This window comes from Erysipelothrix larvae, from assembly GCF_001545095.1.
Taxonomy (GTDB): Bacteria; Bacillota_I; Bacilli_A; order Erysipelotrichales; family Erysipelotrichaceae; genus Erysipelothrix; species Erysipelothrix larvae.
In genome coordinates, this window is record NZ_CP013213.1 from 1,699,818 (window position 1) to 1,711,877 (window position 12,060).

Consider the following 12,060-nt stretch of genomic DNA (forward strand, 5'->3'; position numbering starts at 1 on the left):
TCATAGCCTCCTGTTTCTACCTTTACTCAGGTTTATCTGAGTGTCACCAATCTTAATGATTGGGCCAATACTAACCCCTAACCCCTTATATTAACCAACTCCTTTAATGCTAGTTTTTGAAGTTCAGCAAATTAAGAACCCATTCAAGATAGGTTTCTTCTTCATAAATGATGCGTGCTTCAATTGGCATTGATTTGAAGAGTTTTTTTCTGTGTCTTGTTTACTTGATAATTCTGTACTTTCGATTGACACCATGACTTTATATAATAGAGTATTCCCATCTGATGTTTCTTGTGAAAGTACTACAGATTCATTGGAGATAAGTTGTCCTGTTATTGTTCCATACTAATTACTGTTTTAACGATCATTGACTTGATAATTGCGATATCAGGATCATTTATAGTATCGATCTAACTATTCTTGTTAACTTGAAATATTTACGAATCAATCCCACCACGATTACCCATATTGGAAGAAGTAAAACCAAAACCCACAACTTCCCTGTAAAGGAAGCACTTAGAATAATTAACGAAACAAAAATACCTACAATAATAGAAAACAAAATCAGACTCAAAAATCCGAACCTCCATGAAATCAATTCATAATCTCTTGTACTGATTTCATATGCATATTTAGGGGACACACTAATATTCATATTCTTGTCTATTTTTACTTCCACAGTTTCATCACAAGGAATGTTGAAAATCTCGATTACAATGGGTGGCTGAAGATCTTCTTGAAGAATCCCACTCATGCAATCTAAAAATATTGACATCACCGATTTAAACCTATTATTAAAAATTGAGGTTTCTATAAGCAAGTTATTACCATGAATAGAATACTTATAGTTATCTGGCAAGTTAATTTTCATAATCTCCTCCTAAATCACAATTTGGTTATTTATTATATTATCAGTAACATAGTCTAAACCTAATGCAAAAATTCCTCCAACTGAAGTAAAACACCAAGCATTTCCTAATATTGCGTTTCCAACTTTACCTGACGCAACGTTAATTGTAACTCCCAATGCCCATTTTGCTGCTTTAGGAACTAAACCACTTAATTGAGGTAAATATTGCCTAATTAGGCAGATGCAGCTTGCTTTCCCATAAACTTTATTGGAGCAAGATACCAGCAAAAAGGCGTGGCAACCGCATCAATTATTGTCGATACCCACCCTCTAGAAAACGTTAATCCTTCATCCAAGTACATCATTTCTTCTTGATCTAATTCAACATAATTCATCGGTAGACCTAATTCCATAGTCATATCCTCCTGTTTCTACCTTTACTCAGGTTAACACAAGTCTTACCAATCTTAATGATTGACCCAATACTAACCCCTAACCCCCTATATTAACCACGTCCTTTAATATTAATTTCTATAGTTAAGTAAATTAAGAACCCATTCAAGATAGGTTTCTTATTCATAAACAACCCGTGCTTCTATTGGTATTGATTTAGTCAGTTTAACTGTTTCTTTCTTGCTCGTTAATTCTGTACTTTCGATTGACACCGTGACTTTGTAAAATAGAGCATTCCCATTTGATGTTTCTTGTGAAAGTGTTCCTGAATCAATGGAAACAAGTTGTCAAGTTATCGTTCCATACTTATTGCTGTTTATACCTGCAATCGCAGGATAGGTTAAATCACTCGTGATATCCTTGATATCAACTCGGACCGCCCTTACATTCATGTTTAACTTTTCTAGTCCCTCAACAAGTCCTTTTACACTTGTTTTATGTGCATCTGTTTTTATTGACTTCCCGTATCTTCATAATGGGCATTTTTCTTCTTATACGGTAATAACACAGTTGATATTACAGCTGCTGCGCAATCTGATGCATCATGTTGGTTTGTATTCTTATACTTTTTAAAACTCATATATCCCCTTGTCACATTTTAATGTTATTCAAAAATAATTAGTTGAATTCAAATAAGATAAACTCAATATATTTAATATCCATATGTTTAAATTCACGTTTATAACATGTCTTTATTAAATACCATCGATACCCTAAAATTGATATCAATATACTAATGATATATATTTTATATGGATATAATTCTACTTATTTTTATCATAGTTGAAAGATTTTACTAGATTTTGCCAAAATGAATAACGCCATATAAATAAGAATAACACATATATAATTGCATTAACTATTGGGTTCATTTCATAGAGTTGAATTTTTAGTACGGTATAAATAAGCTCTTTTTCAATCTATTTTGATCAATGAAGTATTGAAGGTTGTTCATGAAAATCACATGCTTATTACAATCCAAACATTTAGTCCTTTGTTTGTTTTTTTTTGTGGTGTTAGACCTTGTTTTAAAAGTATGAGTTCCTTCGTAGTGACAGCATATGAATTTTCCTTTATCATCTGTTGTTTTATCTATGATTTTCTCGCTTAATAGTGCTTGATAAATTCTACCAATTAGCTCTAGTTTAATCTTTTGACTCTTATTAAGCCATTGTTTTAATATCATTCATTGTGACCCACCTACAGGTTGTATAGGTACTAAAGTATCATAAGAATACGACAGTCCTCGTCATCAACTAAGATTAACTACACTCGACAAACCTCGTATGGAGTATCTATGTATGTCTTGGACATTCAATATGACAAAGAAGGAAACATTATTCCTAAAGTCTTAAAATTAAACCGCGAAGTTATTGAAGAAGAATCAAAGCATGATGGTTACGATTCTATTGTAACCAGTGAGATTGAAATGGAAACTCAAGAGATCATTGACGCATACCGAGGATTAGCGAAAATTGAGGATTCATTCAAAGTCTTGAAATTTGAATTTAAAGCGCGTCCAGTTTATCTTTCCAATAAAGAGCGAATTGCAAGTCATTTCCTAATCTGTGTTATCTCTTTAGTAATTATGCGCCTAATTGAAACTTTACTTGGAGATACATACTCGACGCAACGAATCGCAAACTCACTAAACAAATATCAAGCACATCCTTTTGAAGATAACATCTATTTGCTCAATTATTATGATGAAGTACTTGGGTGTTTATCGAAGATTTATACCATAGATTTAAATAAGAAATATCAAGAAAGAAACGAATTAAAAAATATTTTCAAAATCTAAAAAGTTGTCCCTAATATGGAACAACATTTTATTACAAATAAAGCATCAAGTATCTACTATTTAAAGGGATACTTGATGCTTTTATACTTTATTACTGTCAAACTAAAGATACCAAATTTTACTACGTCTACCAAGGTGAACAAGTTGTCTTGACACAGTTTTCACGCAACCATTTATTGTTCCTATAACGCGAAAAAAAGCAGGGTTACTGAATTGTATACCCTGCATTGCGAATTGCATTTTTTGCGGCATGAATCGCGTCATTGTCGCCACTTACTGATACTGTTTTGTTTTCTAAACTAATTTCGTAGTCAACACGTGTGTTATCAAGTTCTTCAGAAATGTGTTTCACACAATTTTGACACTTCATATCAGGCACAAACAATATATGTTTTTTCATATTTGATTACCTCCTATTTCATTTTAAACTTAAATCGTCTTAAACGCAACGCATTTAACACTACAGATACAGAACTGAATGCCATTGCTGCTCCAGCAATCATTGGGTCTAATAATGGACCATCAAATAAAGCATAAATCACACCCGCAGCTACTGGAATACATACAACATTATATAAGAATGCCCAAAATAGGTTCTCTTTAATGTTTCGTAAGGTTTTCTTACTGAGTTTAATTGCACCCGATACACCATGTAAATCATCGCGCATTAAGACAATGTTTGAGGATTCTACTGCAACATCCGTTCCGGTTCCAATTGCAACACCAATGTCTGCTTGAACTAAAGCGACTGCATCATTGATTCCATCCCCTACCATCATTACCGTTTTATTGCCTTCTTGGAGTTTTTTTATGTGTTCTGATTTTTCTTCAGGCAAGACTTGTGCTATCACATGACTTAGACCCAGTTGTTTTGATATAGCTTGTGCTGATTTAGGATGATCGCCTGTAAGCATGACAACATCGATGTTCATATCTTTAAGTTCTTGAATCACATCCACAGCTTCTTCTTTGATTGAGTCTGAAACGCCTATAAGGCCTAATAAGGTTCCATCATAAGCAACATACATTGCGGTTTTCCCTTCACTTGAAATGGCATTTGCGCGTTCTTCATCATAAGCTACTTGGGCGAAGTCCATCAGTTTTGCATTTCCAATATATGCGTTTTTACCCTTTATTTTTGCACTCAATCCCATACCATGATGTTCAAAGTATTGGTCGGTTGGCAATAATTGAATGTCATCCGATGTTGTTTTATCAATGATTGCTTTGCCTAAAGGGTGTGTTGAATTTGATTCAAGCGATGCTGCAATTTGAAGCATCAGTGCTTTGTGGTCGGATTCAACATCACTGACACTTGGTTTTCCATGTGTGAGTGTTCCTGTTTTATCAAACACTACAACATTGGTTTTTGCGGCAAGCTCAAGACTTTCAGATGATTTAATAAAGACACCATGGCTTGCGCCAACTCCGGTTCCTACCATGATTGCTGTTGGGGTTGCCAAGCCAAGTGCACACGGACATGCAATGACAAGCACGGTTACAAAAATGGTAAGACTAAATTCAAGATCACCAGTGGTAATATACCATAGGATTCCAGCCACAGTCGCAATCACCATGACAACGGGCACAAAAACTCCAGCAATCATATCTGCGAATTGGGCGATGGGTGCTTTTTCTGTTTGGGCCTTTTCAACAAGACGAATAATTTGGGCTAATTTTGTGTCTTTGTTTGTGACACTTGCTTTAATTACAAGGCTTCCATTGACGTTTAAGGTTCCCATCGTGACATTACTGTCAATTTCTTTGTCGACTGGTAAGCTTTCACCTGTAAGCATGGATTCATCCACACTGGATCGCCCTTCAATCACAATTCCATCCATTGGAATGGATTCTCCAGGTTTAACACGCAGGATATCATTCACGCGAATCTCATCTGCATCAATCACTTTTTCTTCACCATCAACGATTAAGATCGCGGTTTTTGGTTTTAAGTTTAAGAGTGCTTTGATAGCTGAGGTGGTTTTTACTTTAGAAATATCTTCCATCAAACGACCAAGACCCACTAATGCAAGTACAACAGCTACTGTTTCATAGTAAAGGTGCATTGCAAAGTGTGTGTCTCCCATGAAAACACGTACTGAACCATATAGACTGTAGGTAAAGGCACTTAATGTCCCTACCGCAACCAATGAATCCATATTTGGTGCTCGATTCAAGAGCGCTTTAAAGCCCTTAATTAGTGTATGACGATAGATTCCCATCACAATAACTGCTACCACAAACTGAAAAATCACAAAAATGTATGGATGTTTCATGTGGTCTAAAAATGCTGGTATGGGTAGATTTGCAAATAACATCGGTCCCATTACAACATAAAGCATGATTGCGCCAAGAACAAGTGACACGATGACGCTGTTTCGATGTTTAATGATTTCCTTTGTCTTTTCATCTTTATCATCTTGAAAGATATCTTCTTTGTCCGATGGTGTATAGCCACTTCTTGTGATTGCATCATAGATTTCAAACTTACGAACTTTCTGTGGATCATAGTCAACATGTGCTGAGTTTGACAACAGGTTAACACTGATAGACTCAACACCTTCGAGTTTCTGAACTGCTTTTTCAACATGTGCCACACATGAAGCACAACTCATCCCTTCAACATTCAGGTCCAGTGATTCCACTTCCTGTGGACGTTTTACCTCATAACCACTTTTATGGACTGCTTTGATGATATCCTCAGTTTTATCATCACCTTCAAATTCAACATGTGCTTTATTTGTTAAGAGATTGACGGATACATTCTTAACACCAGGTACACCTTCAATCGCTTTTGTAACATGACTCACACACGAGGCACAACTCATGCCTTCTACATCATAATTTCTTTCACTCATACCTTCACCCTCTTATCCAATCATTTTATTAACTAACTTTAGAACCTCATCGATTTTTGCTTCACCTTGATCAGTTTCAAAGGCTTCTACGACACAATTTGTCATGTGTTGTTTCAACATTTTTTCGTTTGCTTTTTTAAGTAAAGCAATTGATGCAAGAATTTGATGCGATACATCCACACAGTATCGTTCTTCATCAAGCATTGAAATTGCTGCATTCAATTGCCCTTGAGCAGTCTTAAGATATTTCATTGCTTCTTTCTTTTCATTCATAAGAACCCTCCTCCCCCTATGTAGGGGGTGTATAGTCTTAGTATAAAGGATTGGATAAAAAAAGGCAACGCCTTTGCATCACCTATTCCTTCCACTTATACCCAACCCCACGCACTGTTACTAGGTTTTTTCGTCCTAATTTATCTCTTAGCCGTTTAATATGGACATCGACCGTACGTCCTTCATCCTTCTCTGAAATACTTGTATCGTTGAGTGCACGAATGATCTCATGGCGTGATAAAACACGGTTTTTGTTTCGTATAAAGAACTCTAGAAATTCAAATTCACGGATTGTAAGTGAAATCTCTTGTCCTTCTTTTGTGACAGTATGACTGTGAACATTAAGACAAACACCGTCCGATTCAATGTAACGGGTCCCTAAGTTACGGATTGTCATAGTACGTTTGATTTTTTCCCAATTCAGGGTTTCACTGCGGCTTAGGTCAACAATCGTATCAACTTTTGCAGTGAGTGCATTCATTTCTAGTGTGTCCTTGACCTGTGATGTACACAAAATGGTACAGATATACGGACGAACTGCTTTGATTGCGCCAAGCATTTGTACACCTTTCATAAACTCTAGGTCATCATAGGCAATGACTAAAGTTACTGAATGATTAATACAATATGCAATGGCATCGAGAGGGTCTTTTAGCCGATGGACATCATAGGATGTGTGCGATAATTTATGGTAAATGCGATTCATGCCTTCACAGGCACCGTATACGGTTAGTATCAACAGGGGTATCTCCTTTATGTTTAAATCTCGAGTCATTTTATGCATGGGTAATTCGTATGAGTCTATTCATAAATAAGCGAGCATTGATATATTTCCTTAATAAATTTTAAAAATATGTCAAATTTATTTTTAATAATTAATCAACCCTATAGATATTAGTGGGACTGTTAAGAGTACTACCTAGATCTTTATGTTCCCACAAAAAAACCAAAGGATTCAACAAGCAAGAAATCGAACCCTTTGGTTAATATTTTAAATAATTATGCGTTACTGATCGCAGCTTCAAGTGCAATCTTCATCATGTTAGTGAATGAATTTTGACGTTCTTCTGCAGTTGTCACTTCTTCAGTTACAAATGAATCTGAAATAGTTAAAAGACATGCTGCTTCTTTATTTAGATTTTTTGCATTCGCAAACAATGCAAAACTTTCCATTTCTACACAAAGAACACCGTGATTATCACGAAGATCTTCGTATGTTACCCCAGAATCGCGATAGAATACATCACTTGAATGTACCCGTCCTTCAATAACAGGAATATTGAGTGCTGTCGATGCTTCTAGAATGCGTTTGTTTAGTGATTCACTTGGTTCAAGTGTATCTTGTTGGTATCCAAATGCGACCTTCGCAAAGGATGACTCACTGAATGCACTGTTTGCAAGCACAACATCGTAAACATGTGCTTTGTCTGAGTATGACCCAGCAGATCCAATACGAATAATTGATTCAACATCGTATTGTGAATATAATTCATATGAATAAATTCCGATACTTGGTTGTCCCATTCCTGAACCCATTACTGTAATTGGGTGCCCTTTGTATGTTCCTGTAAAGGCGAACATATTACGAACATCATTCACTTGTTTTACATCTTCTAAAAATGTTTCTGCAATGAACTTTGCGCGAAGTGGATCTCCAGGCATTAATACTACTTTTGCAATTTGCCCTTTTTCTGCATTAATATGTGGTGTTGCCATGCTTATTCCTCCTTAAGCTACCCTTTAATTATAACCGATTTAACAATAAAATACATGTGATATATTTGTGAGTCTTTAATCGAGTCGTAAGCATGTCCTAACAAAAGCATCAATGATTCCCATTCAAACAATCAATCTTTTTTTGATAACCGTCTTTCTAATACTATGCAAAGCAGTCCCATGGAAATGATCAACAGATTAAAAGAATGGGTTTCAATGCCTGTATTTGGCAATCGATTCTCTTGGTTGTTTGTATCATCGGGTTTGACTCCACCTTGAATAGAATCTGTGTCATTAGGATCTTGCGGTAGTGGTTTACCTGTGTTAGGAAGTGATGGTTTTTGTGGTTTTTCTTCAGGATCTTGTGGCAATTGTTCTTCAGGTTGGTTGGTTTCAACTAGAACGTTAATGAGATCGTATCCATCTTGGATAAGTTCGTAGAATTCTACAGAAATTTCCTCTATTGTGTAGACTATTTCTGAACCATTCATATATTGAGGAAGTCCAGAGTAAATAAAGGTCCAGACATCCCCGTTGATGATCCATACTGGATTAATATCCATAACTTCAACATCATTAGCAAAGAGTTTTAATGTAATTGAATCAGGACGTAACCCCTGTTTATCACTGTTATCCACCCATGTCTTGGTTCCAGTTATACTTGTGAAGGATTGTCTTCGAACATTGCGGAAATTATATCCGTCTTGAATCGATTCATAGCCCTCAACACCCACTTCTTCTACAGTGTAATCAATTGCTTGTCCTTTCGCATAGAATGGTAAATTTGTATATTCATAAGTCCAGACATCCCCGTCTTTTGAAGTCCAAGTAGGTTGGTAGTTTGTTTCCACACCATTTGCTATAAGTATAAGCTTGATGCTATCAGGTCTAAACCCTTCTACATTATGATCATCCACCCATGTCTTGGTTCCTTCGATGGTCATATAGGATGGTTCGCGGGTATTCGTGAAATCATAACCATCCTTTGTTGTGGTATAGCCATCAACTGCTACTTCTTCTACAGTGTAATCAATTGCTTGTCCTTTCGCATAGAATGGTAAATTTGTATATTCATAAGTCCAGACATCCCCATCTTTTGAAGTCCATGTTGGTTGATAGTCTGTTTCTTCGCCATTTGCTTTGAGAATGATTTCGATGGAATCAGGTCTTGCTCCTTCACTGTTGTGGTTGTCAATCCATGTTTTGGTTCCTGAAATTGACAAGTAGGTAGGGATTCGAGTGTTGATTAGATTAAAATCTTCCTGTGTAAAGTCATATCCACTGACCCATTTCTCTGTGACTGTATATTTTATTTCTTGTCCATTAGCATATTGTGGTAAGTTTGTATATTCATAAGTCCAGACATCTCCTTCTTTTGATGTCCATGTTGGTTGGTAGTCCGTTTCGTCACCATTTGCTTTGAGTACAAGTTCAATGCTATCTGGTCTAAACCCTTCAGAGTTGTGATTATCAACCCAGGTTTTGGTCCCTTCGATGGTTATATAGGATGGTTCATGGGTATTCGTGAAATAAAAACCATCCTGTGTTGTGGTATAACCTTCGACAGGTACTTCTTCTACAGTATAGTTGATTGCTTTTCCACCTTCCACAAATGGCAAGTCTGAGTACATGTAGGCCCATGTATTTGTATCAGTATTAAACCAGATTGGTTCAACACCTTCTACAATTTCGCCATTTGCTCTGAGGATGAGTTGAATGGAGTCTGGTCTTAATCCTTCACTATTGTTGTTGTCAACCCATACCTTATGACCTGCTATCGTCATCTTAGATTGACTGTTTTCAAAGGTTCCAAGGAAAAGGATTTCATCATCATCTGATGTTTCACCTAGTGTGAAGTATCTAAGATTGTTGCTGGTTAGATAGCCAAAAGGTGCTCTTTTTTCTTTAAGATAATAGGTTTGTGCTTCTAGTTTTGAGATTGTAAGCATTCCTTTTTCATTTGTGATGAGAGGGTCTGTTCCTTCTGGGTCAACTTGATATATTTCTTCATCTCTTATGACCACTTTTTTGAAGTTTGTTATTTGAACGGAGTTTGCATCACAAGGTTCTCCAGTACACATGAACAGTTCGAATTCTGCATTAGGGAGTGTTACGGTTTCATCATCTGCATCAACCTTTATCAATGATACAGTTCGAGGTGTATTTTCTACCATGATATGATTAATTATTTTGCTTGATGTAGTGAATGGCGTTATTGCTTTGGATCCTTCGACACGATAATAACCATCACTTTGTGTAACTTCAAGCAGATAGTAATTACCGGTGGGAAGTCCACTGAGAATTAAGGTTCCATTTCCACCAGTTTCTACTTGTTTGAATGATCCGCTATTTGAATAGACGTATTTATTACCATCTTTATTGAAGTTCATTTGGACGTTGTCTGAGGTTCTATACACTTCAAAGACTGTATTAGAAATCAGTCCTTCATACGATTCGACACCTTCAGTGTAGGTGTTCTCATACAATGAATCCGATTTATATACCACAACATCTCCTTTAGTCGCAGTAAGTTTTATGCTGTCATTCCAGAAGTTATCTTGCTTCTTTTCGTAAGTGAATTTTTCACATCCGGTCTCAATATTTACCCGATTGGTTACATAGGGTTCATTGATGGTTTCAAGGTCTTGGTATTTAATCCCTGTAGTTACGGTAAGTTGAAGATCATAGAGATAGGGCCCAATGTATTTGCCTTCACCATCTGTTTGAGCGTAATAATCTATCGATTTTCGATACACTTCCGACATGTTTTCCCAGGTTTCAAGGGTATAGCTGTCGTTGTATTTCCCTACAATGATATCACTGTTTTGTTTGCCTTCTTGGTGCGCAGTTTCGATGATCTCATTGACATAATCATAGGATTGAATCATTTGATCGACAATTTCTTTATAATAAGAATAGTTAACATCCGTATAACGGAGTCCTGTTGAACCAATTGCACCCAGGTTCATCACTAGGCGTTCACGTGTTCGTGATGGATTTTCTGGATCTGCTTCAAGGACGATTGCATACGATCGGGGGGTGTTTTTAACTGCTTCAAGAACTGTATCATTACTCTTCTCTGAAGATGATAGATTTGTAAGAAGATCATATAACCGCGTTTGTTTGGAATAAGGGTAACGGATTGCAGTTGTCCCATTAAAATCATCGGAATACAGGTAGATTGGGGTTTCTAAGTTAATAATTTTTGCGTTAGCTGACGTTGTGAAAGAAAGATTTGAATCTAAGATTTCTTCGATAATCAAATCATCATATTTACTGTTTTCATAATTATCTTCAAAGTCAGTGAATTGATTTGAAAGGTAATTATTAATGGTGATTTTCCATGTTATGGTGTTTTGATTTTGACTGTATGAATTCAGTGTCTTCCCCATTTTCACAACTTGACTTGGTTTGATGACTGAGATTGATGTTTCGGCAGTTGAGGGTTGTGTGACGTTTACTTTCGCAATCAGCTCATCATTATAGTAAAACTCTGAATGCTCTCCCACTTTATTCCCAGAAAAGTTAGCACTTCCGTATAGTGTACCTGAGATATCTACTTTATTTTCAATCCCTTCAGTAAAGACAATCCGATAGGATAGTTTTGTATGGGTATCATCGATGGGGGTCACAATGAGTGTTGCTTTTCCAATCACGGAGTTATCAAAGGTTAGTGTGCGTTCATGTGAAAGATTCGTAAAGGTTGTGGTATCATTTCCAACTGCTATCAATAAGTCAAATTCGATATAATCTCCTTGATGAAATGTGTCTTTATTTTGATCGATGACTGACCACGCTAAATTGATTGATAACGTTTGTGATGTTCCCGTATAATCAATTTCTGAAGGCCCTGTTTTGCCAGATTCATCATAGACAGTCTTGCCTGCAATTGTGATGTTCATCGAATCGATTTGGAAATCTTCCGTGACATTATTTCCTGTTTGTGTGTCATTATTTGTATCCGCTTGAATGACCAAATTACCTACGATGAGTGTAAAAATGCAGGTAAGGATGAGAATTGATTTTTTAAGCATGTGCGCCTCCTGTGCTGTCTTCTGTACTTCGTTTTTCCAACAAAAAAAATCAACCAATTAATTGAAACGGAAGAT

At 36.3% G+C, this 12,060-nt stretch carries 11 protein-coding genes; 1 reads left to right on the plus strand and 10 read right to left on the minus strand.

The window, feature by feature from the left end; translation table 11 throughout:
- Positions 1–397: 397 nt before the first annotated feature.
- The 4 genes from AOC36_RS07930 to AOC36_RS12590 all read right to left on the minus strand — a co-directional run bounded on the left by AOC36_RS07930 (position 398) and on the right by AOC36_RS12590 (position 1,883).
- A complete protein-coding gene (locus AOC36_RS07930) occupies positions 398–871 on the minus strand; it encodes a hypothetical protein (RefSeq protein ID WP_067633141.1) in 474 nt (157 codons plus the stop codon).
- A gap of 212 nt (positions 872–1,083) precedes the next feature.
- On the minus strand, positions 1,084–1,263 hold the full coding sequence (locus AOC36_RS07935) for a hypothetical protein (RefSeq protein ID WP_067633142.1): 180 nt from the start codon (positions 1,261–1,263) through the stop codon (positions 1,084–1,086).
- A gap of 327 nt (positions 1,264–1,590) precedes the next feature.
- Positions 1,591–1,758, minus strand: a complete 168-nt coding sequence (locus AOC36_RS12495) for a cysteine peptidase family C39 domain-containing protein (protein ID WP_232505408.1) — start codon at positions 1,756–1,758, stop codon at positions 1,591–1,593.
- Positions 1,755–1,883: a hypothetical protein gene (locus tag AOC36_RS12590; RefSeq protein ID WP_257721648.1), complete on the minus strand. Its 129-nt coding sequence runs from the start codon at positions 1,881–1,883 to the stop codon at positions 1,755–1,757. The genes AOC36_RS12495 and AOC36_RS12590 overlap by 4 nt, the downstream gene beginning before the upstream one ends.
- 717 nt (positions 1,884–2,600) lie before the next feature.
- On the opposite strand from AOC36_RS12590, the gene AOC36_RS07945 reads away from it, so the two are divergent.
- Positions 2,601–3,104 carry an IS1634 family transposase gene (locus AOC36_RS07945; RefSeq protein WP_067633146.1) on the plus strand — a complete coding sequence of 168 codons (504 nt, stop codon included), beginning with the start codon at positions 2,601–2,603 and terminating at the stop codon, positions 3,102–3,104.
- Positions 3,105–3,309: 205 nt separating this feature from the next.
- Here the strand turns inward: AOC36_RS07945 and AOC36_RS07950 are convergent, their stop codons facing one another.
- From AOC36_RS07950 to AOC36_RS07975, 6 genes are all read right to left on the minus strand, one after another.
- Positions 3,310–3,504, minus strand: a complete 195-nt coding sequence (locus AOC36_RS07950) for a heavy-metal-associated domain-containing protein (protein ID WP_067633148.1) — start codon at positions 3,502–3,504, stop codon at positions 3,310–3,312.
- A gap of 13 nt (positions 3,505–3,517) precedes the next feature.
- Positions 3,518–5,962 carry a heavy metal translocating P-type ATPase gene (locus AOC36_RS07955; protein ID WP_067633150.1) on the minus strand — a complete coding sequence of 815 codons (2,445 nt, stop codon included), beginning with the start codon at positions 5,960–5,962 and terminating at the stop codon, positions 3,518–3,520.
- A gap of 12 nt (positions 5,963–5,974) precedes the next feature.
- The gene (locus AOC36_RS07960; protein ID WP_067633152.1) at positions 5,975–6,235 is read right to left on the minus strand and encodes a metal-sensing transcriptional repressor; all 261 of its coding nucleotides are present in this window, start codon (positions 6,233–6,235) and stop codon (positions 5,975–5,977) included.
- An 82-nt stretch (positions 6,236–6,317) separates the two neighbouring features.
- Positions 6,318–6,974 carry a winged helix-turn-helix transcriptional regulator gene (locus AOC36_RS12615; RefSeq protein WP_067633153.1) on the minus strand — a complete coding sequence of 219 codons (657 nt, stop codon included), beginning with the start codon at positions 6,972–6,974 and terminating at the stop codon, positions 6,318–6,320.
- A 260-nt stretch (positions 6,975–7,234) separates the two neighbouring features.
- Positions 7,235–7,951, minus strand: a complete 717-nt coding sequence (gene deoD, locus AOC36_RS07970; RefSeq protein WP_067633155.1) for a purine-nucleoside phosphorylase — start codon at positions 7,949–7,951, stop codon at positions 7,235–7,237.
- 131 nt (positions 7,952–8,082) lie between these two features.
- On the minus strand, positions 8,083–11,985 hold the full coding sequence (locus AOC36_RS07975; RefSeq protein WP_067633157.1) for a Cna B-type domain-containing protein: 3,903 nt from the start codon (positions 11,983–11,985) through the stop codon (positions 8,083–8,085).
- Positions 11,986–12,060: the final 75 nt, after the last annotated feature.